The organism is Acinetobacter sp. YH12205 (genome assembly GCF_013418125.1).
GTDB classification, from domain to species: domain Bacteria; phylum Pseudomonadota; class Gammaproteobacteria; order Pseudomonadales; family Moraxellaceae; genus Acinetobacter; species Acinetobacter towneri.
In genome coordinates this window covers 76,534-99,636 of the sequence record NZ_VPCQ01000004.1, presented here as the reverse complement: position 1 = coordinate 99,636, position 23,103 = coordinate 76,534, and the positions used below count along the sequence as shown (strand labels likewise).

At 42.6% G+C, this 23,103-nt stretch carries 24 protein-coding genes and 1 pseudogene; 15 read left to right on the top strand and 10 right to left on the bottom strand.

The features are described 5' to 3' along the window. Positions 1-59: 59 nt before the first annotated feature. The 5 genes from FTU92_RS06590 to putP all read left to right on the top strand — a co-directional run bounded on the left by FTU92_RS06590 (position 60) and on the right by putP (position 4,880). Complete coding sequence (locus FTU92_RS06590) at positions 60-713, top strand: 1-acyl-sn-glycerol-3-phosphate acyltransferase (protein ID WP_004972299.1); 654 nt, start codon at positions 60-62, stop codon at positions 711-713. 62 nt (positions 714-775) lie between these two features. Beyond that, the gene (locus tag FTU92_RS06585) at positions 776-1,693 is read left to right on the top strand and encodes a patatin-like phospholipase family protein (RefSeq protein WP_096902052.1); all 918 of its coding nucleotides are present in this window, start codon (positions 776-778) and stop codon (positions 1,691-1,693) included. A gap of 130 nt (positions 1,694-1,823) precedes the next feature. After that, a complete protein-coding gene (locus tag FTU92_RS06580) occupies positions 1,824-2,309 on the top strand; it encodes an NfeD family protein (RefSeq protein ID WP_131260698.1) in 486 nt (161 codons plus the stop codon). A 1-nt stretch (position 2,310) separates the two neighbouring features. Further along, positions 2,311-3,168, top strand: coding sequence for an SPFH domain-containing protein (locus FTU92_RS06575; protein WP_004972306.1), 858 nt, complete (start codon positions 2,311-2,313; stop codon positions 3,166-3,168). 221 nt (positions 3,169-3,389) lie between these two features. Beyond that, complete coding sequence (putP, locus tag FTU92_RS06570; protein ID WP_154320988.1) at positions 3,390-4,880, top strand: sodium/proline symporter PutP; 1,491 nt, start codon at positions 3,390-3,392, stop codon at positions 4,878-4,880. 99 nt (positions 4,881-4,979) lie between these two features. On the opposite strand, the gene bfmS is transcribed toward putP, so the two are convergent. Both bfmS and bfmR read right to left on the bottom strand, forming a co-directional pair. Then, a complete protein-coding gene (gene bfmS / locus FTU92_RS06565; RefSeq protein WP_096902056.1) occupies positions 4,980-6,647 on the bottom strand; it encodes a sensor histidine kinase BfmS in 1,668 nt (555 codons plus the stop codon). A 62-nt stretch (positions 6,648-6,709) separates the two neighbouring features. Further along, positions 6,710-7,426, bottom strand: coding sequence for a response regulator transcription factor BfmR (gene bfmR / locus FTU92_RS06560; protein ID WP_096902057.1), 717 nt, complete (start codon positions 7,424-7,426; stop codon positions 6,710-6,712). Between the two features lie 589 nt (positions 7,427-8,015). Between bfmR and FTU92_RS06555 the strand changes: the two genes are divergently transcribed. The 4 genes from FTU92_RS06555 (at position 8,016) to FTU92_RS06545 (ending at position 12,741) form a co-directional block, all read left to right on the top strand. Next, positions 8,016-10,838 (top strand): ribonucleoside-diphosphate reductase subunit alpha, encoded by a 2,823-nt coding sequence (locus FTU92_RS06555; RefSeq protein ID WP_180095943.1) that lies wholly within the window; start codon positions 8,016-8,018, stop codon positions 10,836-10,838. An 88-nt stretch (positions 10,839-10,926) separates the two neighbouring features. Further along, positions 10,927-11,121, top strand: coding sequence for a hypothetical protein (locus tag FTU92_RS06550; RefSeq protein ID WP_179988535.1), 195 nt, complete (start codon positions 10,927-10,929; stop codon positions 11,119-11,121). Positions 11,122-11,183: 62 nt separating this feature from the next. Continuing rightward, a complete protein-coding gene (locus FTU92_RS14090) occupies positions 11,184-11,318 on the top strand; it encodes a hypothetical protein (RefSeq protein WP_004972322.1) in 135 nt (44 codons plus the stop codon). 139 nt (positions 11,319-11,457) lie between these two features. Continuing rightward, entirely contained in the window at positions 11,458-12,741 is a 1,284-nt protein-coding gene (locus tag FTU92_RS06545; protein ID WP_180051976.1) for a ribonucleotide-diphosphate reductase subunit beta, read from the top strand. Between the two features lie 326 nt (positions 12,742-13,067). On the opposite strand, the gene lysM is transcribed toward FTU92_RS06545, so the two are convergent. From lysM to FTU92_RS06515, 6 genes are all read right to left on the bottom strand, one after another. After that, the gene (gene lysM / locus FTU92_RS06540) at positions 13,068-13,541 is read right to left on the bottom strand and encodes a peptidoglycan-binding protein LysM (protein WP_004972325.1); all 474 of its coding nucleotides are present in this window, start codon (positions 13,539-13,541) and stop codon (positions 13,068-13,070) included. Positions 13,542-13,792: 251 nt separating this feature from the next. After that, on the bottom strand, positions 13,793-14,029 hold the full coding sequence (acpP, locus tag FTU92_RS06535; RefSeq protein ID WP_001279871.1) for an acyl carrier protein: 237 nt from the start codon (positions 14,027-14,029) through the stop codon (positions 13,793-13,795). A gap of 83 nt (positions 14,030-14,112) precedes the next feature. Continuing rightward, positions 14,113-14,847 (bottom strand): 3-oxoacyl-ACP reductase FabG, encoded by a 735-nt coding sequence (fabG, locus tag FTU92_RS06530; RefSeq protein ID WP_004972328.1) that lies wholly within the window; start codon positions 14,845-14,847, stop codon positions 14,113-14,115. Further along, a complete protein-coding gene (gene fabD, locus FTU92_RS06525) occupies positions 14,844-15,830 on the bottom strand; it encodes an ACP S-malonyltransferase (RefSeq protein WP_096902067.1) in 987 nt (328 codons plus the stop codon). Before fabD ends, fabG begins: the two co-directional genes overlap by 4 nt. A gap of 204 nt (positions 15,831-16,034) precedes the next feature. Then, the gene (gene rpmF / locus FTU92_RS06520; protein ID WP_004972331.1) at positions 16,035-16,217 is read right to left on the bottom strand and encodes a 50S ribosomal protein L32; all 183 of its coding nucleotides are present in this window, start codon (positions 16,215-16,217) and stop codon (positions 16,035-16,037) included. Positions 16,218-16,293: 76 nt separating this feature from the next. Continuing rightward, on the bottom strand, positions 16,294-16,851 hold the full coding sequence (locus FTU92_RS06515; RefSeq protein ID WP_131260705.1) for a DUF177 domain-containing protein: 558 nt from the start codon (positions 16,849-16,851) through the stop codon (positions 16,294-16,296). A 98-nt stretch (positions 16,852-16,949) separates the two neighbouring features. On the opposite strand from FTU92_RS06515, the gene FTU92_RS06510 reads away from it, so the two are divergent. The 6 genes and pseudogenes from FTU92_RS06510 to rluB form a co-directional block, all read left to right on the top strand. After that, the gene (locus FTU92_RS06510) at positions 16,950-17,612 is read left to right on the top strand and encodes an elongation factor P hydroxylase (protein WP_096902070.1); all 663 of its coding nucleotides are present in this window, start codon (positions 16,950-16,952) and stop codon (positions 17,610-17,612) included. Between the two features lie 91 nt (positions 17,613-17,703). Beyond that, entirely contained in the window at positions 17,704-18,321 is a 618-nt protein-coding gene (locus FTU92_RS06505) for an L-threonylcarbamoyladenylate synthase (protein WP_004972336.1), read from the top strand. A 68-nt stretch (positions 18,322-18,389) separates the two neighbouring features. Then, entirely contained in the window at positions 18,390-18,671 is a 282-nt protein-coding gene (locus FTU92_RS06500; protein WP_131260707.1) for a hypothetical protein, read from the top strand. A 219-nt stretch (positions 18,672-18,890) separates the two neighbouring features. Then, positions 18,891-19,685 (top strand): ScpA family protein, encoded by a 795-nt coding sequence (locus FTU92_RS06495; protein ID WP_096902076.1) that lies wholly within the window; start codon positions 18,891-18,893, stop codon positions 19,683-19,685. Then, positions 19,682-20,275, top strand: a complete 594-nt coding sequence (scpB, locus tag FTU92_RS06490; RefSeq protein WP_004972340.1) for an SMC-Scp complex subunit ScpB — start codon at positions 19,682-19,684, stop codon at positions 20,273-20,275. Before FTU92_RS06495 ends, scpB begins: the two co-directional genes overlap by 4 nt. A gap of 41 nt (positions 20,276-20,316) precedes the next feature. Continuing rightward, positions 20,317-21,237 (top strand): annotated as a pseudogene (gene rluB, locus FTU92_RS06485) (23S rRNA pseudouridine(2605) synthase RluB); the annotation flags it as partial. A 404-nt stretch (positions 21,238-21,641) separates the two neighbouring features. On the opposite strand, the gene bioD reads toward rluB, so the two are convergent. Both bioD and bioC read right to left on the bottom strand, forming a co-directional pair. Then, the gene (bioD, locus tag FTU92_RS06480; protein ID WP_096902081.1) at positions 21,642-22,292 is read right to left on the bottom strand and encodes a dethiobiotin synthase; all 651 of its coding nucleotides are present in this window, start codon (positions 22,290-22,292) and stop codon (positions 21,642-21,644) included. Further along, positions 22,289-23,098 (bottom strand): malonyl-ACP O-methyltransferase BioC, encoded by an 810-nt coding sequence (gene bioC, locus FTU92_RS06475; protein WP_180095941.1) that lies wholly within the window; start codon positions 23,096-23,098, stop codon positions 22,289-22,291. Before bioC ends, bioD begins: the two co-directional genes overlap by 4 nt. Positions 23,099-23,103 lie beyond the last annotated feature (5 nt).

Genomic DNA, 23,103 nt, shown 5'->3' with positions numbered 1-23,103 from the left:
CGTCATGATATTGGGTATTTATTGTTGTTAATCACGCACGTCAGGATGACATCGCATTCATGAAAATCACCAATCCTTTTGCACGCAGTGCACGGCAATTTCCACAGTTACCCGACCAAGTTCCACAACGTGGAACAGCCAGCAGTCGTGCTTTATTTAAAAATATTTTTTTGGCGCAAGGCTGGCAAATGGTGGGCGAATTTCCCAACTTGCCCAAAGCAGTTGCTATTATCTCACCGCATACGTCAAATATTGATGCGTGGCATGGTTTTACCGCCCTACTCGGTTTAGGTATTCAAATTACTATTTTTGGTAAGCACACTTTATTTGAAACCCCACTCAAGCCACTTTTAAACTGGATTGGGGTAATTCCTGTGGTGCGCCATTCTCCTCAAGGACATACCCAAGATATTATTGAGATTGTACGAAAAAAAGAAAAAATCTGGATTGGTATGGCGCCCGAAGGCACACGTAAACAAGCCGAAAATATCCGCAGTGGCTTTTACCATATTGCCTACGGCGCCAATATCCCAATTGTGATGTTCTCTTTTGATTATGCACACAAAACCATTCATATTTTGGGCGTGTTTCATCCTACGGGCGATTATGCTCAAGATTTAGATGCAATTTATACGCAATATCACGGCAAGTTTTCGGCTAAAAATCCACATTGGTTGGCAAAACCGTTACAAAAGCTTTTGAAAAAGGGCTAGTCAAAGTTTCTATTTTTTGTTCAGATGGGCGCAATATTCTTTGATCTAAATTTAGATTTGATATGCAACTGATTCGTTATTCTTTAGTGGGCGTACTAGCTCTAACTTTGGCTGGCTGCGACAAAACAACAAAAACACCGCCAAGCACCACACCTATCCAAGCACGTGAACCTGTAATTGCACTGGCGCTGGGTGGCGGTGGTGCTAAAGGTTTTGCACATATTGGCGTCATTAAAGTTTTAGAGTCTCACGGGATTAAACCAAAAATTGTCACAGGCACCAGTGCAGGCAGCTTTGTCGGCAGTTTATACGCCAGTGGTAAAAGTCCTTATCAGCTCCAACATATTGCCCTAACCTTTAAAGAATCCGACATTCGTGATTTAACCTTAAACCGTCAGGGTTTTATTGCAGGTCAAAAGTTACAAGACTTTGTCAATCAACACGTAGCCAATAAACCGATTGAAAAATTTCCAATTCGTTTTGCTGCCGTTGCCACACGTTTAGATAATGGACGTAAAGCCGACTTTATTAAAGGCAATGCTGGTCAAGCCGTACGTGCCTCTTGCAGTATTCCGAATGTTTTTGTACCTGCCACCATTGGCGGAACACAATATGTGGATGGCGGCTTGGTCAGCCCAATTCCCGTACAGACGGCTAAAGCGATGGGTGCCGACTTAGTCATTGCAGTGGATATTTCTGCACGTCCGACAGGCAATCAACCTGTCAGCATGTGGGGCTTACTCGATCAAACCCTCAATATTATGGGGCAGCAAAGCATCAATCAGGAATTGGCGCAGGCCAATATTGTGATTCAACCTAAAGTTGGACATATTGGTACTCTAGATTTAAAAGCCAGTAACCAAACCATTTTAGAAGGTGAAAAAGCCGCACAATTACAGGTCAAAGCAATTCTGCAAGCCATCAATAACTTTAAAAAATCACCTGCCGCGCTGAAACCTGCACCGCGTCCGAAATTTTAGGATTCAGTGATTTTTTTAATATTCATAAACTTATTGATCTGTTAAAGTGATGAGAGCGCATCTTTTTAAGTCGATGCGTTTCTCTAAGCAATTAGAATTAACCAATCGTAAAAAATACGCGAGTAGATGTATGGAATTCGTTCTTGAACCTTGGCACTGGTTTGTACTAGGCGTTCTGTTAATGCTTTCAGAACTGGTCTTGCCTGCGTTTGCCGCTTTATGGTTTGGCATTGGGGCAGTCATGGTCGGTATTTTATACTGGATGTTCCCCATGATGGGTACCACTACCCAATTGGTGATGTGGATTATCTTGTCGGTACTGTGTACCTTGGCGTGGTTTAAATTTATCAAACCCTTATCTACCGATAAAACCAAAGCAGGCTTGTCACGCGAAGCCACTATTGGACAAATTGGCATGGTCATTCAAACCAACTTAGAACATGATCAAATTAAAGTCCGTTTCCCGATGCCCGTACTTGGTTCAGACGAATGGAACTGCCGCACCGCAAGCCCTGTGCAAGTGGGAGATCGTATTCGCGTGATTGATATTTTGGGTAATGATTTGGTGGTGCAGCCGCATCACAGCGCACATGACAACGAAAAAGTGAGAAATTAAAATGTCTGGTGGATCTATTATTGTTTTAGCGATTTTAGCCTTTGTTGGAATTACCATTTTTAAAGGCGTGCGAATTGTTCCGCAAGGTTATAAGTGGATTGTGCAACGTCTGGGTAAATACCACACCACACTTGCACCGGGACTTAACTTCGTCATTCCTTATGTCGATGAAGTGGCCTATAAAGTCACCACCAAAGATATTGTATTAGATATTCCATCTCAGGAAGTCATTACCCGTGACAACGCAGTTCTGCTCATGAATGCGGTAGCGTACATTAATCTCACGACTCCTGAAAAAGCAGTGTATGGCATTGAAAACTATACTTGGGCGATTCAAAACCTTGTTCAAACCTCATTGCGTTCTATTGTGGGTGAAATGGATTTGGATGATGCCTTGTCTTCGCGCGATCACATCAAAGCCAAACTCAAAGCAGCCATTTCTGATGATATTTCAGACTGGGGAATTACCCTTAAAACTGTAGAAATTCAGGATATTAAACCATCGCATACCATGCAGGCAGCTATGGAAGAACAAGCTGCAGCAGAACGTCAGCGTCGTGCTACCGTAACCAAAGCCGATGGTGAAAAACAAGCGGCTATTTTAGAAGCCGATGGTCGTTTGGAAGCTTCACGTCGTGATGCAGAAGCGCAAGTTGTATTGGCAGAATCTTCTCAACGTGCCATTGAAATGGTCAGCTCTGCGGTAGGTGATAAAGAAATTCCTGTGGCGTACTTATTGGGTGAGCAATATGTAAAAGCCATGCAAGATATGGCGAAATCCAACAATGCCAAAACTGTGGTCTTACCTGCAGATGTCCTGAATACCATTCGTGGTGTTATGGGTCGCAATAATCCATAAGCAAATCAGATAAACATCAAGATGATAGGCAGCTTTCAAGCTGCCTATTTTATGCCCATTCAGAAAAAAATCTGAAATATTTTTTAATGTATGGTTAAATTTCGCGTTTCTTGATGAAATCAGCACCGCAGATGAGATGTCTGCACTCACCAAATTGAGTGACTCACATCTAGCAGCGGTCTGTATTTTAGTCGACTGTCCAAAACCCAAATGGATACTGTATGAGCGCACTCAACCCCACCATTATTACTTTCCTGTTTTATATTGTCGCCATGATTGTCATTGGTTTATTGGCTTATCGCGCGACTCGAAATTTCTCGGACTACATTTTAGGTGGTCGTCGTCTTGGCAGTTTTGTCACTGCACTTTCTGCAGGCGCATCCGATATGAGTGGCTGGTTGCTGATGGGCTTGCCCGGTGCCATTTATCTTTCAGGTTTGTCTGAAATGTGGATTGCCGTTGGTCTGATTATTGGCGCATGGCTAAACTGGCTTTTGGTGGCAGGTCGTTTACGAGTACACACCGAAGTACAGCACAATGCACTGACTTTGCCTGATTATTTTTCTAACCGTTTTAATGATCAAAGAAAAATTTTAAGGATTGTATCTGCCTGCGTAATTCTAATTTTCTTTGCGATTTATTGTGCTTCGGGCATGGTTGCAGGTGCGCGCTTATTTGAAAGTATGTTTGATCTGCCTTATAGCACTGCATTGTGGATTAGTGCTATTGCCACCATCAGCTATGTGTTTATTGGTGGTTTCTTGGCAGTCAGCTGGACGGACACCATTCAGGCTGGCTTGATGATTTTTGCGCTCTTGCTGACCCCTATCATTACCCTACTCAGCTTTTCTGACCTAAGCCAAGTCACACTTGCTTTAGAAGCGGCTCGTCCGCAGGCGCTGAATTTAGTCGGAGATTTAAGCTGGGTCGCGATCATTTCCCTCATGGCATGGGGCTTAGGCTATTTTGGACAGCCACATATTTTAGTGCGTTTTATGGCAGTTGATTCAGTCAAGTCTATTCCGAATGCACGTCGTATTGGCATGACATGGATGACCTTATGTTTAGGCGGTGCTGTGGCTGCGGGCTTTTTTGGTATCGCCTACTTCCAGCAACATCCTGAACTGGCAAGTGTGGTCAATGCCAATCCTGAAACAGTATTTATGGAATTGACCAAAATCCTGTTTAATCCGTGGGTGGCAGGTGTGGTACTGGCTGCAATTTTAGCTGCTGTGATGAGTACCCTAAGCTGTCAACTTTTGGTCTGTTCAAGTACTTTAACCGAAGATTTTTACAAATCGTTCCTGCGTAAAAATGCCTCACAAAATGAATTGGTGTGGGTCGGACGCGGCATGGTACTCATGATTGCGCTGCTTGCTATTTGGATGGCGGGTAATCCTGAATCAAAAGTCTTGGGATTGGTTTCTTATGCTTGGGCAGGCTTCGGTGCAGCATTTGGTCCACTAATCATTTTGTCTTTGTTCTGGAAACGCATGACTTTAAATGGTGCATTGGCGGGGATGGTTGTCGGCGCACTTATGGTCATTCTTTGGAAAAACCTTTGGGCAGATACGGGTATTTATGAAATTATTCCGGGCTTTGTCTGTTCTTGGATTGCGATTGTCGTGGTGAGTTTATTGGGTAAAGCGCCAAGTCATGAAGTGACAGACCGTTTTGAACAGGCCGATCAGCAATATAAAGAATCGCACTAAGCTGTAGATTGATCTGCATAGAGATAAAAAAGCGATAAAAAACCAGTGCCTTGAACTGCACTGGTTTTTATGTCTGAGAAAAGTTTTAGTACACTCAAATCAAGTCAATGAATCTGTAGTTTTCTCTTTCTCTGCTGCGACTTTTTTTCTTGCCTTACTAAACCGTTTGGCAGGCCAAACCATCATAAAACGTGCACCACCCAAGTTCGGACTCTGATCGACTTCAATTTTGCCACCAAACCAATAAGCAATGCGGCTTACAATAGACAAACCTAAACCATAACCACCTGAAGCACGGGTGCGGCTGTCATCTAAACGAGCAAAGGCTTCAAATACACGTTCTCGGTCTTGTTCGGGAATCCCCGGCCCATCATCTTCCACACAAACATAGGCCATGCCTTGTTCGTTAATACCGCCACTGATCAAGACTTTATGGTCACAGTAACGGACTGCATTGCCCACCAAGTTCTGTACCACACGGTGCAAGTAACGGCGTTCAGCTTCCACTTCCAAAGTCACAGGTGGGGCAAGCAATTGAATATCTTTTTGGGTTTTCAATGCTTCTGTTTCCGTAGCCACCTGCTCTAGCACTTCAACCAAAACGATCTTTTCAATTTCTAAAGATGGCATGCCCTGTTCAAGTTTGGCATAGGTCATGATCTCATCAATCAAGGTGTTTAAAGCCTCAATATCTTTATCAATCATTTCGACTTGCTGTAAGCGATATTCGTAATCATCTTCTTCTGCCAGCATTTCCATACCAAAACGAATACGTGCCACAGGCGTGCGCAGCTCATGCGATACAGCGCGCATCAGTTCACGCTGCGCCTCAATCAAACGCTGAATATGGTCGGACATGCTGTTATAACTAGATGCCAAACTTGCCATTTCATCTGTGCCATCTACAGGCAAACGCATGTTTAAATCACCCGATTTGGTGCGGTTTAAGGCATAGTTCACTTGGCGGATCTTACGTTGCATAGGCAAGATCAAACCATAAACCCCCAAGCTCAACATAAACATACTGAGCAAGGTAATGCCTGCTGCCAACTGGAATGGCATCCAGTTAAATAACGGCACAGGCCCTAAAACCAAGACTTCTGAGGGTGAATTTGGCATCGGTGACACAATCGAGATGGTTGTACCACGCACGGTGGCATTGTCACGATATAAAATAATGCTGTGATCGAGTCTTAAACGCCCAATCTGTTCAGAATCGAGTGGCAGTTCCTGAATATTTTTAATATTGACCGGATAAGAAAAGTGCTGCTGAATTTTGGCTAGATATTCTTTTTCCTGACCCGGGTAATACACCAAATAATCTAAAACAAAAATCGGCAAAGCTTTCATTTGCCGTTCTGTAATTTTATCTGCCTTGATATATAAATAATGATTTGGATCATCTTTCATACCCAAAATAATATAGGCAATCATATTTTCGGCATTATAGCGCACAGCCGCTTTACGTTCTTTAATCCGTCTAAGCTCTGCGCGCGACAAATCTACTTTGTCTGCCTGCACATAGTAGATGGGCAATTCCAGCAAATCGGATGCATCAGAAATCCAGTCTTTCTTTTGCTGTTCGTTTTGCTGTCGTGCAATCCCTTCACTAATAATATAAGCCATACCATCAGTTAAAGACTCACGATATTCTTGCGCACGCTGATAGTTGATGATTTGCACCAATAAGTACGCCAAAATGGCAACTACTGCAACTAAGATCACCAATCCTGCATATATGCGCAAGAATATACTGTGTTTAAGCACAAAATCCGTCCTATGTGACTTATTTTATATGTGAGCCAGTATTTGACTCAGAAAAAAGCGTATTACATGCCGTTGGTTTCTTTAACGAACAAATAACCTTTACTGCGCACAGTTTTAATACGTTTTGGATTTTCAGGATCATCGCCAATTTTTGGACGAATACGTGAAATACGCACGTCAATTGAACGGTCTTGACCATCATATTCAATGCCGCGTAGACGCTCAAAAATATCTTCACGAGATAAAATACGCCCTGCATTTGAAGCCAATAACCATAACAAGTCATATTCTGCGCTGGTGAAATCAACCAATTCACCATTTAAAGTTACAGAACGACCACCGTTATCAATCACTAAATCATCAAATTCAATGCGCTGTGCCACTTCATCTTCAGTCACTTTGTCGGTACGGCGCAATAAAGCACGAATACGCGCCAACAACACACGCGGCTGCACAGGTTTTGCAACATAGTCATCTGCACCCATTTCCAGACCTAGCACCTGATCCATATCTTCAGTACGCGCAGTCAGCATTAAAATTGGTTGATGATAATGTGGACGAACTTCACGACAAATGGTTAAACCATCGGCACCTGGTAACATCACATCGAGCACCACAAGATCAGGTTGCTCGGCAATAATACGGCGAATCGCACGGTTGCCATCTGGTTCTACCCCAACTTCCAAACCATTGCGAATTAAGTATTCCTGCGTAAGTCGTGCAAGGCGTTCATCATCTTCAACAATTAAAATTTTTGGTAACTTTTCTTCTTGACTCATAACCTGTCCCTTTATTGGATTCGACCTATCCTTTTAAAATCTGAGAGATAGGTCTTGATATAATTTGCAATATACACACGTTTACATTGTAAACAAGATACTGTTCACCAAACTGATACATCTGCGTATTATTTTGTTATATTTTTATTAAGCATTGAATTTATAGCACTTTTCTAGTTTTGGTGATTTTTAAACAGATTTAAGAAACATAAAGTTACAAAATGGGTATTTTTTGCACTAGATCAAGCCTTTGCCGCCTTTGGAAAAATTATCTCCTAACTTTTCAAGTTATCCACAAGGTTATCTATAAGCAGTTTTTCCGAGCTTTGCTATGCTATGCCCTTGTCTGATAAGGCTTATAGCCGAAAGGACAAAATTCGGTATTTTTGAGATAAATTTGAATCCTAAAATAGTCAAAATTTAAAAGAAAAAGTCAATATTGATCTACCCTCAATTTTCCCGTATCTTGTGTTCAATTCAATTTTAAACCACTAAGTCTTGTGTTTATCCCTCAATCACTGCGGCCTAAGTTTTGCCCAGTTTAATGGTCCATAAACATAACAATAGATGACAATGGAGCTATGCTGACATGAGCGTAATCACCTCAACCCCTGGTCAATTACAAGTGATTAAACGCACTGGTGATGTTGCCGCTTTTGATGCTGAAAAAATTGCAGTTGCAATTGGCAAAGCGTTTTTGGCTGTAGAAGGTCAACAAAGCGCCGATTCAAGCCGCATTCATGATCGGATCGAACAACTGACTGAAATGGTGTTGAACACATTCAACCGCCGTTTACCGTCTGGCGGAACTATTCACATTGAAGAAATTCAAGACCAAGTTGAACTTGCGCTCATGCGTACAGGCGAGCAAAAAGTTGCTCGTGCTTATGTCATCTACCGTGAACAACGCTCAGAAGCGCGTAAGCAAGCAGGTGAAAACCATCACCCAACTTTACAAGTGACTGATGCAAACGGTCAGCTTAAACCACTAGATTTAGGTGCGTTAAAAGCAACCGTGAATAAAGCGGCAGAAGGTTTAGAAGGCATTGATGTAGATGCCATCATTGATGAAACCGTGAAAAACCTCTACAACGGTGTAAAAGAGTCTGACATCTCAACCACCATGATGATGGCGACTCGTACCCGTATTGAGCAAGAGCCGAACTATACCTATGTGACTGCGCGTTTATTGCGTAATGACTTGGTAGCAACAGGCTTAGAATTTTTAGGTTTGGCAACAGATACACCTGAAGGCGAAGCATTAGAAACTTTCCTGAAAAAAGGTGTAGAACTTGATTTGCTTTCTGCAGACTTACTTGAGTTTGACCTTGCCAAACTTGCTGCAGCGATTCAGCCTGAACGCTCAAACCAGTTTACCTATTTAGGTCTGCAAACTTTATTTGACCGTTATTTCATTCACTCAGATGGCGTACGCTTTGAACTTCCACAATTGTTCTTTATGCGTGTGTCAATGGGTCTGGCGCTTAATGAAGATGACCGTGAAGCACGTGCAATCGAGTTCTATAACTTATTGTCTAGCTTCGACTACATGGCTTCTACGCCTACCCTGTTTAACTCAGGTACGCTACGTCCACAGTTATCAAGCTGTTACTTAACTACAATTTCCGATGACCTTTACAACATTTATGGTGCAATGCGTGACAACGCAATGCTGTCTAAATGGGCAGGTGGTTTAGGCAATGACTGGACGCCAGTACGTGCTTTGAACTCATACATCAAAGGAACAAACGGTAAATCTCAAGGTGTTGTTCCGTTCCTTAAAGTTGCTAACGATACAGCTGTTGCGGTCAACCAAGGTGGTAAGCGTAAAGGTGCGGTATGTGCGTACTTAGAAACTTGGCACTTAGACATCGAAGAATTCCTAGAGCTGCGTAAAAACACAGGGGATGACCGTCGTCGTACCCATGATATGAACACAGCCAACTGGGTACCTGACTTGTTCATGCAACGCGTCTTTGAAGATGCAGAATGGACACTGTTCACGCCATCTGAAACACCAGATTTACACGATTTGACGGGCGAAGCTTTTGCCGAGCGTTATGCGTACTACGAAAGCATTGCCAAAGAAACTAACATGCTGCATAAAAAACTTCGTGCGAAGGACTTATGGCGCAAAATGTTGTCAATGTTGTTTGAAACAGGTCACCCGTGGATCACATTCAAAGACGTATGTAACCTACGTTCACCGCAACAACACGTTGGCGTAGTGCACTCATCTAACTTGTGTACTGAAATTACCCTCAATACTAACCAAGATGAAATCGCGGTTTGTAACTTGGGTTCTATCAACCTTGTGCAACACGTTCAAGGTGGTGTGTTAGACCGTGAGAAATTGGCACGTACTATTAAAACTGCAGTGCGTATGCTCGATAACGTCATCGACATTAACTACTACGCAGTGCCGCAAGCACGCAATTCAAACTTGAAACATCGTCCTGTAGGTATGGGCATCATGGGCTTCCAAGATGCACTTTATGAAATGAACTTGGCTTATGGTTCAGACGCTGCAGTTGAATTTGCCGATGAATCTATGGAAGTGATCAGCTACTACGCGATTCAAACGTCTAGCGACTTGGCGGTTGAGCGTGGTACTTACGAAACATTTAAAGGTTCATTGTGGGATCAAGGCATCTTACCAATTGACTCTTTAGATATTGTGGCGAAATCACGTCCAGAACGTATGTTTGAAGTAGACCGTACACAGCGTTTGGATTGGGACAGCTTACGTGCCAAAGTTCAAAAAGACGGTATGCGTAATTCAAACGTGATGGCGATTGCACCGACTGCAACCATTTCAAATATTTGTGGCGTTTCTCAGTCTATTGAGCCGACATTCCAAAACTTATATGTGAAGTCGAACTTGTCTGGTGAATTTACAGTAATCAATCCTTACCTCGTTCGTGCATTGAAAGCGCGTGATTTGTGGGATTCTGTAATGGTGAATGACCTGAAACACTTTGAAGGTTCAGTACAAAAAATTTCACGTATTCCTGAAGAATTGAAAGCGATTTTTGCGACTGCGTTTGAAGTTGAACCACGCTGGATTGTAGATGCAGCATCACGTCGTCAAAAATGGATTGATCAGGCGCAATCGTTGAACTTGTATATTGCAGGTGCAAACGGTAAGAAACTTGACCTGACTTATAAAATGGCATGGTTACGTGGTCTGAAAACGACTTATTACCTACGTGCATTGGGTGCAACGTCTGCAGAGAAATCGACCATTAACACGGGCGCATTGAACGCAGTAAAACCTGCAACAGTAACAGCAGCCCCTGTGGCAGCCGTTACACCAGAAGCGTCTGCAGCTGTTGATGAAGATTTTGCTCAAGCAGCACCAGTGCCAATGGCATGTAGTATTGATAATCCTGATTGTGAGGCTTGTCAGTAAAATAAATAACTAGAAGTCAGAAAACATTATTAGCTACCTACGTGGCAAATAATGTGACTCTAGTAGATGTTTTTACTAGCACATCGCCATGAAAGTAGCTTCTTACAATATAAATGGAGCTATCGTGAGCTTATTAATCATTACATTTTTACTAGCTTTAGCTGATATTTTAAACAGTTGTGCAAATTTAGTAGAAGCAACATCAAGCCTTTTGCTAGCGATTAATATTCTGTTAGAGAATGAGTTAGTAACAAAATTATTGAGTTCAACTTTTAATTTATAAGGTTTTTTGGTTGTCTTAAAACTTAGGGCAACCAATCCAGTTGAATAACCAAGGAAATCACCATGCCACACATGACCCACAACTATATGTTAGGACTCGCGGTCTTGCTGGTTTCCTTTGTAGTGTTGTTTTACGCACCGATTGCTTACTTTTGGGTACAAGCGGCAAAACAACAACGAAAGCAAAATAAGTCGTGAGCAAATTGGTCGGAATGTACATTTTTCAGACCAAGATGAGCAAAACTTAATTTTGCTTTCACAAATTAAGCGTATATTAAGACATCTCAGCGTAGCTGGATGTCCATAAAAGATATAAAGCAACGAAGAGAGAATTGATATGTCTATCCTAAGTTGGGACGATTTCGAAGATGATTCGCAAAAACCGGCTGCTCCTGAACACAAGTCTGCGCCCGTCGAACCGCAAAAAGCGCATGATACGCAGATGGTATCTCATGCAGAGCAACCACAGAAGACTGTGGCAGCTGCACAACCCGCTACAGCCCCTAGAAGTGGAGCAACAGATTCAACCGATCCGTTGGCAAGAGCATCTAACGCTCTAGATCAATTGGACGTTGCACCTGGTCTTGAAGAACTGGAAATGGGTGCATCGCGCGTACAGGTTGATGATAAAGCCATGATCAACTGTCGTGCAGACTTAAACCAGCTTGTACCGTTCAAATACGAATGGGCATGGCAAAAATATCTAGATGGTTGTGCAAACCACTGGATGCCACAAGAAGTCAACATGAACCACGACATCGCATTGTGGAAGTCTGAAAATGGTTTAACTGAAGATGAGCGCACCATTGTAATGCGTTCACTTGGTTTCTTCTCTACTGCAGACTCATTGGTTGCTAATAACTTGGTATTGGCTATTTATCGCCACATTACCAACCCTGAATGCCGCCAGTACATTTTGCGTCAAGCCTTTGAAGAAGCGATTCACACTCACGCTTACCAGTACTGCATCGAATCGTTAGGTATGGATGAAGGTGAAGTCTTCAATATGTACCGCGAGGTACCATCGGTTGCGCGTAAAGCAGCATGGGGCTTGAAGTACACGCAATCTTTAAGCGATCCTACTTTCAAAACAGGTACACCTGAAAACGACCAAATTTTGCTGCGCAACTTAATCGCATTCTATTGTGTACTTGAAGGTATTTTCTTCTACTGCGGTTTCAGCCAAATCTTGTCGATGGGTCGTCGTAACAAAATGAACGGTGTTGCAGAGCAATTCCAGTACATTTTACGTGATGAATCTATGCACTTGAACTTTGGTATCGACATGATTAACCAAATCAAGATTGAGAACCCGCACTTGTGGACTGCAGAATTCCAGCAAGAAGTGATTCAAATGATTCTTGAAGGCACGATGCTTGAAATTGAATATGCACGTGACACTATGCCACGTGGTGTATTGGGCATGAACGCAGGTATGATGGAAGAATATTTGAAATTCATCTGTAACCGTCGTTTAAGTCAGCTCGGTTTACCTGAACAGTTTGTTGGCGTAAACAACCCGTTCCAATGGATGTCTGAAATGATGGACTTGCGTAAAGAGAAGAACTTCTTTGAAACGCGTGTGACCGATTACCAGACTGGCGGTGCATTGAGCTGGTAATATCGCGACACATAAAATATCGTTGTGAGACACATGAGTTGTCATTGAGAAAACCGCCATTCATGGCGGTTTTTTTAAAGATACGATCGAGTATTTAATGGCTAGGTTGTGCAAATACCTAACAATTTGATTTTTTTAATTTATTTATTTTTAAAATTTCCATAAACCTTTAAAAATCGTTATCTTACAAAATATTTATACAACAATGCCGTTTTTTTACTTCTTTTGTTCATTATGAGAATAGGACAATAATCCAACAGCCCAAAAACGACAAAAAACAAAATAAATAAAGGCGCATCACGCGCCTTTATTCAGGCTGCTCACATTTATGCAGGAATACGCAACACCTGTCCTGGGAAAATGTCATCGGCATTTTTTAGTAATGGACGGTTAGCTTCAAAGATTTTGTTGTATTGGTTGGCATCCCCATAAAATTCTTTAGAAATTTTAGATAAGGTATCGCCTGATTTTACTGTATAGAACTTGCTTTCTGGTTCTGGGGTTGCAACTGTGAGTTGATCATCTACTTGTGCAACATGGTCAATATTACCCACTGCAAGAATAATTTTTTCACGGTCTGCCTGACTGTTGACCTGTCCACGCACTGTCGCTAAGTCAGTAGTTGCGTTATAACTCACCGATAAACCTGTCACAGGTAAGCCTAAACTTTTCACATGCCCCAAAAGTTTATTGGCAATTTCTTGTGCTGATGGTTCTGCAGGTGTGCTTGGTGCAGCTTGTGGCTCTGCAGGTGCTGTATTTTTCTTACCAATCCCTTTTACAAAATCAAAAAGACCCATGAGGTACTCCTATTTTTTTCTGCTGTTTATAAAGCGTCGCTCACTTACATAAGCACGTTTCTGTTCTCATTCATTTATAACTAAAAAAATAAGCGACTTCGGTTGTGATTAGACACTAGCCTGGTAACAAAATGTAAGCTACATCACACATTTAACAAAATGCGCCTTTTTCATATTCGATTGTAAAAACGACAGCGCATAAAAAAGCCACCTTGCGGTGGCTTTCATTTCAGCAGAGCTGAAATCAACAATTAACCAAGTTTTTTAGTTACGTAGTCGATTGCTGATTGAACTGTTGTGATTTCGTTAGAATCTTCGTCTGGGATTGTGATGTCAAAATCGTTTTCGAAAGACATTACAAGCTCTACTAAGTCTAAAGAGTCAGCACCTAAGTCATCCATAAAAGATGCTTCGTTTTTGATTTCTTCAGCTTTAAGACCAAGTTGTTCTGCAACCGCTTGTTTAACGCGTTGTTCGATATCGCTCACAGGAATTCTCCTCATTGCTTGTGGCGTTTTTAATGCCGTTAGTTTAATTGAATCTATAAAATTTTGAAAGTTTATACTTGAGCTTAGCTCATGTATAAACCACCATTTACGTGTAACACTGTACCAGTGATGTAACCAGCTTTGTCAGAAGCCAAGAAACTCACTGCATTTGCGATATCTTGTGGATCACCTAAACGGTTTAATGCCACTTGCTCACTCATTTTTTTGCGAATTTCTTCACTTAGCTGATCTGTCATTTCAGTTGCAATAAAGCCCGGAGCAACCGAGTTTACTGTAATTTGACGACTGCCCATTTCTTTGGCAAGGCTACGGCTGAATGCTTCAATACCGGCTTTTGCCGCAGAATAGTTCGCTTGTCCTGGGTTCGCAAAATGTGCTACCACAGAACTAATATTAATAATGCGTCCAAAACGTGCTTTGGTCATGCCCTTCAAGACACGTTTAGATAAACGGTAAACTGCCTTTAAGTGAATGTTGAGAATGTCATCCCAATCATCTTCTGACATACGCAGTAACAAATTATCTTTGGTAATGCCCGCATTGTTAACTAAAACCAAAACTGAACCATAGCTTTGTTCAATTTCAGAAACCAATGCATCAATGGCTGCACCATCACGGACATCCAATACTTTACCTGCACCGTTTTCTGCAAAACTTGCCGATAATTTTTCTGCGCCCGCTTCAGAAGTGGCAGTACCTACCACAAAAAAACCGTCTTGAATGAGTTGCTGAGCGATGGCTGCACCAATCCCTCGGCTTGCACCTGTGACTAATGCAACTTTACGTTCTTGTGTCATGCAATTTTCCCTTCTGCCACTAAAATGGCATTTAGTGCATCTTCCATACGACTTTGTGTGTCGAGTGGGAATGCTTTTTCGATATTCGGTAAACGCTTCGCAAGATTCGCCAATACGTTGCCTGGGCCACATTCCACGATATATTCAATACCCTGATCTTGTAGGTATTGCATGGTTTGTGTCCACTGCACCGATTGGTACAATTGCGCAGTGAGTGCCTGACCTAATTGCGCAACATCTGCCGCGATTCCAGCGTTGACATTTTGTATTACAGGAATACGCGGTAGCTCAATGGCAGTTTGTTCCAAAGCTTGTGCAAACTGTTCGGCAGCAGGTTTCATCAATGAACAGTGTGAAGGTACAGATACAGGCAGGGCAATGGCTTTACCGCCATTTTCTTTGGCCAATGCCATTACTGCTTCGACTAAAGTTTTATCGCCTGCAATAACCACTTGCCCTTGTGCATTGTAGTTGGCTGCTTCTACCGAGCCACGACCTTGCACATTCACTTGTTCACATAGCTCAAGCACTTTGGCATCTTCAAGGCCTAAAATGGCAGCCATTGCGCCCTGACCTTGTGGCACAGCGTTTTGCATTAATTTGCCGCGCAAGTTTACCAGTTTAACGGCATCGCCCAAGCTCAAGCTGCCTGCAGCTACTAATGCGCTGTATTCGCCCAATGAGTGTCCTGCCAAATATTTTGGTGCAACACCACCCAACTCTAACCACACACGCCATAAAGCGATACTTGCAGTGAGTAATACAGGCTGAGTAAATTCTGTTTGGTCTAAACCTTCACCACTTTGTGCAATGTGCCATAAGTCAAAGCCAATCGCTTCAGAGGCTTCTGCAAATGTTTCGCGCACACCGCTAAACTGTTCTGCAAGCTCAGCCAACATACCGGCTTTTTGTGAGCCTTGACCAGGAAAGACAAATGCAGTTTTAGTGGCTTGAGCTGCTTGCTCGAGTCGTTTAGCAGACATAAAAAATCCTTTAATTAAGATGCACAAATTGTAGTTTTTTGCAGCTACAACCCACACCTTCTCATGTAAGCTCAGTTATGGAGCGGAAATTTAACACTTAATTTTGTTTTTAGTAATTGCCAAATACAACAAAAATCGGGCACAAAAAAAGGGAGCTTACGCTCCCATTTTTTCTACTAAGCTTGACGCTTAATACATCACCAATTATTCAGCATCTGCTTTAGCGAATAATTGACGACCACGGTAGAAACCATCTTTAGTTACGTGGTGACGACGATGAGTTTCACCAGTAGCTTGGTCTACAGTTAATGCATTCTCGGTTAAAGCGTCATGTGAACGGCGCATGTCACGGCGAGAGCGACTTTTACGGTTTTGCTGAACGGCCATGATGGCTCCTTACAAAGATCGAAAAAATGGATCAGAACAAATTGAGTTGTCTTAACTAAAAATTATAACATAATTTTCAGTTAAGTTTACCTTTCAAACTTGCCAAAACATCAAACGGATTATCACGTTTTTCTTCGGCAATGTTCTGAATGGCAGGTTGATGCTTATGCTCGCAAGCGTCATGCTTAGGAGATAAAGGCAACAACAATAACAATTCATCTTCTATAAGTGACAGTAAATTAGCCGTCGCAGGCGAATCATAATCGCCTTTGGTGGTGGCTTCACTTTCACCTAATACAATGAAATCAGCATCCTCATCCAAGCGCTCTATCAGTGACTCATCATCCACAAGAGCTAGATGAAAATCTGAAACGAGGTCTATTTCTACAGAACCCAAGCAGCGTTGGCATTCCATTGGAACTCTCGTTTCAATATGACCATCTAGCCATACAATGCGATGATACGCATCCATTGATAGCTTACAGTCTATGTTAACCAATTGATCATCAATTGATCCAACAGCTTCACGGGCGATACGAGCAAAGCGAGACAATGGCAGGTTACCTGACCATGTAAAGCCCTGTTCAGCCCATTTAAACGGCTCAATCTGTGCCGGAAAGGTATTTGCTGACATAATTAAGGCGGCAATTCTACAAATTCATCAGTACTCTGTCAAAGATTAAGATACAATTTTGTACTTATTTAGACAGACCAATTTTGGGTAACACAGTCATGCATCTGTTGCAGCCGCAAACAGAAGTGAATTTTTCATCACTTGTGAGCACACTTCCAACCACCAATTCTGACACTTCGCACCCCCAAGTGCAACTCTCGGACTGGGCAAAACTCAATACAGAAACGGAACAGGTGGACTGGCTCATCTTACACTTTAATCACTGGTTTTCCCACCTAAATGTGAACTTGGTCAAAGGTGATTTTGAACCTGAGTACTTTCCTGCCACGGCAACACAGCCTGCACGTATTCAATTTGCACATGGTTTCTTTAATAGCGCTTTACATGAAATTAGCCATTGGAGCATCGCAGGCGAACAACGACGTTTACTGCCAGACTTAGGCTATTGGTATGCTCCCGATGGTCGTACTCAGGAACAACAAGCCTTATTTGAACAGGTTGAAATTAAACCTCAAGCCATTGAATGGCTGTTTGCTCAAGCGTTTGGACGAAAATTCCGTGTATCTTTAGATAACCTGACCGGTGAAGGTGGAGATGGCCGCACATTTAAAGACAATGTCTTTGCCCAAGTGCAGCGTTATTTTAACGGAGAAGCCAAATTACCACGCGATGCAAAACGCTTTATTGAATGTATTTGTTACTGCACCCGAGGTGGCAAAACATTACAAATTGCAGAGTTTGAACGAAAAAATTTGGATTAAATGTAATAAAGCACAAGGCAATGATTGCAAGTGACATCAATCCCCTTTCATAATGAGCCTAACGTCACATTTACGCTACTGAGGAATTCATATGTTGCATTTAAGAGTACATCCTGAAAATCCACAGCCGCGTCTAATCAGCCAAGCGGTTGAACGCATACGCGCAGGCGATGTGGTGGTCTATCCAACCGATGCTGCTTATGCGATTGGTTGCCAAATTGGTAATAAAAACGCGATGGAGCGCATTTCACAAATTCGTGGTTTAGGCGCAAAACACCAATACGCCATTATTTGTGCCGATTTATCGGATATTGCCACCTACGCCAAAGTGGACAATGCCATGTATCGTCTGCTGAAAAACAATACGCCTGCGGTCACCACATTTATTTTACCTGCGACCAGTGAAGTTCCGCGTCGCTTGATGCATCCCAATAAAAAAACCATTGGTTTGCGTATTCCAAGCAACCCCATTTGTCGCATGCTGCTTAAAGAATTAGGCGAACCTTTACTGACCAGCACCCTGATTTTACCGGGGCAAGAAGACCCTTTAGATGATCCATACGAGATTGATCTACAACTCAACAAACGTATTGATGTACTGATTGATGGTGGCTTAGGCACACTTAGCACCACCAGTATTATTGATTTATCGGGCGACAACCCGCAAATTGTGCGTCGTGGTGTGGGAGATGTGAGTGCTTTTGAATAAGCATTCACCACCTGCAAAGCGATTGACAGCACTACGGTTTAAAAGCCTTACTTGCACGAATTAAACCCATGACTTTATTTCAGGTATTGTTAAATTTGCAGCAGTTTTCGGATGAGATGCACATTTATGTGCAACGTCCGTGGACGCTAGATTCCGATGCAATCGTGTGTTCCCAAACTGCATTCACAGCAACAATACCTGAACCTCCCGATTCTTATACTTACTTTTTAGATGCAGCACTATGTAAAGCACTTTTAGCGCAATCGCAAACTCGTAATCTGTGTTTACAAGACAGCTGCATGGCAATGATTGAATACGCATTACAGAATAAAACAGAAATAAATACTTAAAGATTGAATGAGTTAATTTTTACAACTTGCCTTAAATCTCCCTCAATCCCGATTTATTTTAGGCTTTTTTTGATATTTGGTCGTAGAACAGATTTATTTCAATCACGATATCCTTTAGACTAACCGCTATTAATTCTGAGCTATTTCTCCATCTCCTTCTTATCTGAAGCGGAAATAGCATTTGCATGCTTTTGAAAATTCGCGTGGCCCAACACTGTAATGAATCAATCCCTCCACAATGCGATGGAACCTGCCCAACACATTCGTGTGTTAGATGAGTGGCAAGAGTCGATTCCTGAGGATTTGTATATTCCTCCTGCAGCATTTGAAATTCTGTTAGAGCATTTCGAAGGACCACTCGACTTTTTAATTTACCTGATTCAAAAAAATGGCTTCGATTTACTTCAGTTAGATATTGCCCCGATTGCATCGCAATATCTGTCGTATATGGATGCCATGAAATCGCTAAATATTGAACTGACTGCCGATTATATGGTGATGGCGGCATTACTGGCCGATTTAAAATCCCGCCTATTGTTGCCTAAACCTGCCAGTATCAGCAGCATTGAAAAAGACCCAAAACAAGAGCTGATTGACCGTTTAGAAACCTATTTAAGAGTCAAACAAGCAGCTGAACGCTTGGGGCAAATGCCTGTTTTAGAACGCGATACTTTTGCTACCAATGTTAGCTTAGGGCATACCGCAGTCAATAATGTCGGCTATGCAGCCGATCAATTACGTGATGCCTTGTTCTGCATTTTTAATCGTCCTGAACCTGTCACCCATCAAATTTTGCAAGAACCTGTTTTACTTGAAGAACGGATTGCATTTATTGAAGCCAAACTCGCATCGGGTGAAGTACTGAGTTTTGATGCGTTGCTAAAACCAAGTCAGGGACGCATGGGCATGGTTGTGACCTTTATGGCGATTTTAGAACTGACTCGCCAGCAAAAAGTGTGCATTATCAGCAGTGGGATTGAAGCACCATTGAGCATTCAAGGGGCGCAGGCATGAATCCAGAACCCATAATTTCGAGCTTGTCTGAAGGCGAACAACAGCATGAAGTGCTGATGCAACTCGAAGCAATTATTTTTGCCAGTGACAGTGCTGTGTCTTTAGCGCGTCTGAAAGAAGCTTTTCAAGATAAATATAGCAAAGCGCAATTACGCCAGTTTTTACAACAATTGGCCATGTTACAACATGGTCGCTCGATTGAACTGATCGAAACCGCACAAGGTTTCCGTTTTCAGGTGCGGGCAAAGTATCGTACAATTATTACACAGGTGTGGCCTGAACGTCCGACCCGACTTTCGCCCTCACTGCTAGAAATACTGGCGGTGATTGCCTACCACCAACCTGTGACCCGTGCAGATATTGAACAAATTCGCGGAGTATCAAACAATAGTCAAATTTTACGCACATTGTTTGATTGGAACTGGATTAAAGAATCAGGTTTCCGAGAACTCCCAGGAAGACCTGCGTTGTTGGTTACAACGCCTCAATTTTTAAATGCGTTTGGCTTGAATTCCTTAAGTCAATTGCCTCCCCTACAGGATGCCAAGGAAGCTTTCATGGCACTCGATGCATCTGCGTCTGTGTCTTGAATAGGTAAACTGTTGATGATCATTTCTAAGGTTATGCTGTCATGAGTGAAAAGTTGCAAAAGGTACTCGCACGAGTAGGCTTGGGTTCTCGCCGTTATATGGAAGAAGTCATTGCCGCTGGTCGTGTGAGTGTCAACGGCCAAGTTGCCCAAGTGGGTGAACGTATCGAACCAGGTGATGAGCTTCGCATCGATGGTCGTAAAGTTCAGTTCCAAATTGAAGATGAAATTCGTCGTCGCGTTCTGATTTACTACAAACCAGAAGGCGAAATTTGCTCACGCAACGACCCAGAACAGCGCCCAACTGTATTTGATAACCTGCCTGCAATTGCCAATGATCGTTGGGTAATGGTTGGTCGTCTGGACATTAACTCGACAGGTTTATTGCTATTCACCAACGATGGTGAATTAGCCAACCGTTTAATGCACCCATCGAACGAAATTGAACGTGAATATGCAGTTCGTGTGATGGGTGAAGTGACACCACAACTGAAAAACAACATGCTGCGCGGCGTAGTGCTAGATGATGGCCCTGCCAAGTTTGAATCTTTCTCTGAAATTGGCGGTGATGGTATTAACCGCTGGTATCAAGTGGTGGTAAAAGAAGGTCGTAACCGCGAAGTTCGTCGTATTTTTGAATCACAAGGTCTGAAAGTCAGCCGTCTATTGCGTACCCGTTACGGCACGGTAATTTTACCGCGTGAATTGCGTACAGGTCGCTGGATGGAATTGGATAAAAATGACATCGACAACCTTGCCAAAGCAGTTGAATTAAAACCACGTCAAGGCACAGGTTTGTACGGCATGGCAAAACGTCGCAATGAGCGTATGCAAGAAAAACCATTGGCAGCACGTCGTGGTGGTTTCTTGCGTCAGCAACGTCGTGACACCGAAGAAGCTGCACAAAACACAGGTTTTGCACCGCGTGAACGTCGTCAGGACGGTAACAGTTACGGCAACCGCGAACCACGCCAAGACGGTAACAGTTACGGCAACCGCGAACCACGCCAAGACGGTAACAGTTACGGCAACCGTGAGCGTCGTCAAGATGGTAACAGCTATGGCAACCGCGAACGTCGCCAAGACGGCAATAGCTATGGCAACCGTGAGCGTCGCCAAGACGGTAACAGCTATGGCAACCGCGAACCACGTCAGGATGGTAACAGCTACAGCAACCGTGAACCACGTCAGGATGGCAACAGCTACGGCAACCGTGAACGTCGTGACGAAAATGCACCACGCAAACCGTTTGGCAATAAAAGCTTTAAAAAATTCTAAAAGCTGAAATACGCCAAATTGATAAAAAGCCACACGTTCATGTGTGGCTTTTTTATTGGGCAAATTGGTTGGACAAAAAATAATAAAAATTAAATATTTGGCAATACAGGAATTTCAATCCACTGTGCTTTTGGAAAGCTTTTTGACAAATAATTTTTTAAATATTTGGCAGTATCCTGCGAAATTAAAGGGTCTTGTGATTCATCGTTCAAATTATATGCCAATGCATGTAAATTCAAACCACGTGTTTTTAAAGCTTCCAAACTGAGCAAAGTGTGGTTAATACTGCCCAAACGCCCAGAACTCACCAAAATAACAGGATATTGTTTTTGCTCAATATAGTCGATGGTGAGTAGGTCTGTGGTCAGCGGCACCATGAGCCCGCCCGCACCTTCTAATAATACTGCATCATACTTTGCCGCCAGTTGCGCAGTCGCAGCCTCAATTTTAGCAAAGTCAATTTCACGACCATCAATTTGTGTAGCCAAATGCGGTGAAGCAGGATAGCTAAAAATTTCAGGCATGGTGAGTTTGTCATCATCTTCAGGCAACCATTCACTGCCCATAATTTTACGATGCTGCTCAATATCTTCTGAAACGTCTTGATTGCCCGTTTGAATCAGCTTTTGGGTAATGGTCTGAATACCCTGTTCATTCATGGTCTTGGCCAAATAACCTGTGGCATAGGTTTTGCCAATCCCTGTATCAATACCACTCACAAAATAGACTTGAGCTGTCATGGCATTCTCCGTGCAAGACAATAAATAGGATGATACGTGAGCGTATAACTTTTTTGCTGTGAGCTATGCTGCTGACTAAACTGTTCATAGCCCCGATAAAATTCGGTTAAAGTCGTTTTGTTCCAACGCTGCCCTTGTGCTGTACCCGTGACACCTGTGGCTTTTAAATGCTGCAAAATCTGTTTGGGATGTTCAAAACTTAATGATTCAAACTGCTCTGAACAGTGTAATACTTCAAAGCCCTGCTGTTTAAGCTGTTGTTGTAACGCATCCATACTCAAATAATGTAAGCCTTGACCTGTTAATTGCTTAATTTCAGTCAAGTTTTGAGGGCCAAACGTCGAAAAGCACAAATACCCTTGCGGCTTTAACGCTTGATTCGCCTTGCGCAATAATGCTCCCAAATCTTCCACCCATTGCAAAGCCGAACTCGAACAAATTAAATCCAAAGACTGCGGAAAATCGAGCTGTTCTATATCGCCAATTAAGCCATGAATTTGCGTACTAGTTGTTTGAGGATGATGCAGATACACATGCAACACTTCGGCATATAAATCATTTAAAGTCAGCTGTTGAATTTGAAATTCACGCAGTAGCAAGTCGGTTAAATTCCCTGAACCACAGCCAATTTCCAAGACGTTTTCAAAGCAAGGCTGAGGTTGATCTGACAACTTTTGCTGCACAAAACATTGCTGCATTTTTGCCATTAACTGCTGACAAATTTGCTGCTGTACCACGGCATGCGTTTTATAACTCTGATGAGCGCGGGCAAAACGCTGTGCCACTTGTGCCTTATCTATACGCATACGCA

What these genes read in the sequence shown, in the direction of transcription:
- bfmR (WP_096902057.1), bottom strand. Translation starts at nt 7,426, where the DNA reads ATGAGTCAAGAAGAAAAGTTACCAAAAATTTTAATTGTTGAAGATGAT.
- FTU92_RS06505 (WP_004972336.1), top strand. Translation starts at nt 17,704, where the DNA reads ATGTTGCATTTAAGAGTACATCCTGAAAATCCACAGCCGCGTCTAATC.
- FTU92_RS06510 (WP_096902070.1), top strand. Translation starts at nt 16,950, where the DNA reads ATGCATCTGTTGCAGCCGCAAACAGAAGTGAATTTTTCATCACTTGTG.
- putP (WP_154320988.1), top strand. Translation starts at nt 3,390, where the DNA reads ATGAGCGCACTCAACCCCACCATTATTACTTTCCTGTTTTATATTGTC.
- FTU92_RS06495 (WP_096902076.1), top strand. Translation starts at nt 18,891, where the DNA reads ATGAATCAATCCCTCCACAATGCGATGGAACCTGCCCAACACATTCGT.
- bioD (WP_096902081.1), bottom strand. Translation starts at nt 22,292, where the DNA reads ATGACAGCTCAAGTCTATTTTGTGAGTGGTATTGATACAGGGATTGGC.
- scpB (WP_004972340.1), top strand. Translation starts at nt 19,682, where the DNA reads ATGAATCCAGAACCCATAATTTCGAGCTTGTCTGAAGGCGAACAACAG.
- FTU92_RS06515 (WP_131260705.1), bottom strand. Translation starts at nt 16,851, where the DNA reads ATGTCAGCAAATACCTTTCCGGCACAGATTGAGCCGTTTAAATGGGCT.
- FTU92_RS06500 (WP_131260707.1), top strand. Translation starts at nt 18,390, where the DNA reads ATGACTTTATTTCAGGTATTGTTAAATTTGCAGCAGTTTTCGGATGAG.
- FTU92_RS06575 (WP_004972306.1), top strand. Translation starts at nt 2,311, where the DNA reads ATGTCTGGTGGATCTATTATTGTTTTAGCGATTTTAGCCTTTGTTGGA.
- FTU92_RS06580 (WP_131260698.1), top strand. Translation starts at nt 1,824, where the DNA reads ATGGAATTCGTTCTTGAACCTTGGCACTGGTTTGTACTAGGCGTTCTG.
- fabD (WP_096902067.1), bottom strand. Translation starts at nt 15,830, where the DNA reads ATGTCTGCTAAACGACTCGAGCAAGCAGCTCAAGCCACTAAAACTGCA.
- FTU92_RS06550 (WP_179988535.1), top strand. Translation starts at nt 10,927, where the DNA reads ATGAAAGTAGCTTCTTACAATATAAATGGAGCTATCGTGAGCTTATTA.
- FTU92_RS06555 (WP_180095943.1), top strand. Translation starts at nt 8,016, where the DNA reads ATGAGCGTAATCACCTCAACCCCTGGTCAATTACAAGTGATTAAACGC.
- lysM (WP_004972325.1), bottom strand. Translation starts at nt 13,541, where the DNA reads ATGGGTCTTTTTGATTTTGTAAAAGGGATTGGTAAGAAAAATACAGCA.
- FTU92_RS06545 (WP_180051976.1), top strand. Translation starts at nt 11,458, where the DNA reads ATGTCTATCCTAAGTTGGGACGATTTCGAAGATGATTCGCAAAAACCG.
- bioC (WP_180095941.1), bottom strand. Translation starts at nt 23,098, where the DNA reads ATGCGTATAGATAAGGCACAAGTGGCACAGCGTTTTGCCCGCGCTCAT.
- FTU92_RS06590 (WP_004972299.1), top strand. Translation starts at nt 60, where the DNA reads ATGAAAATCACCAATCCTTTTGCACGCAGTGCACGGCAATTTCCACAG.
- rpmF (WP_004972331.1), bottom strand. Translation starts at nt 16,217, where the DNA reads ATGGCCGTTCAGCAAAACCGTAAAAGTCGCTCTCGCCGTGACATGCGC.
- fabG (WP_004972328.1), bottom strand. Translation starts at nt 14,847, where the DNA reads ATGACACAAGAACGTAAAGTTGCATTAGTCACAGGTGCAAGCCGAGGG.
- FTU92_RS14090 (WP_004972322.1), top strand. Translation starts at nt 11,184, where the DNA reads ATGCCACACATGACCCACAACTATATGTTAGGACTCGCGGTCTTGCTG.
- FTU92_RS06585 (WP_096902052.1), top strand. Translation starts at nt 776, where the DNA reads ATGCAACTGATTCGTTATTCTTTAGTGGGCGTACTAGCTCTAACTTTG.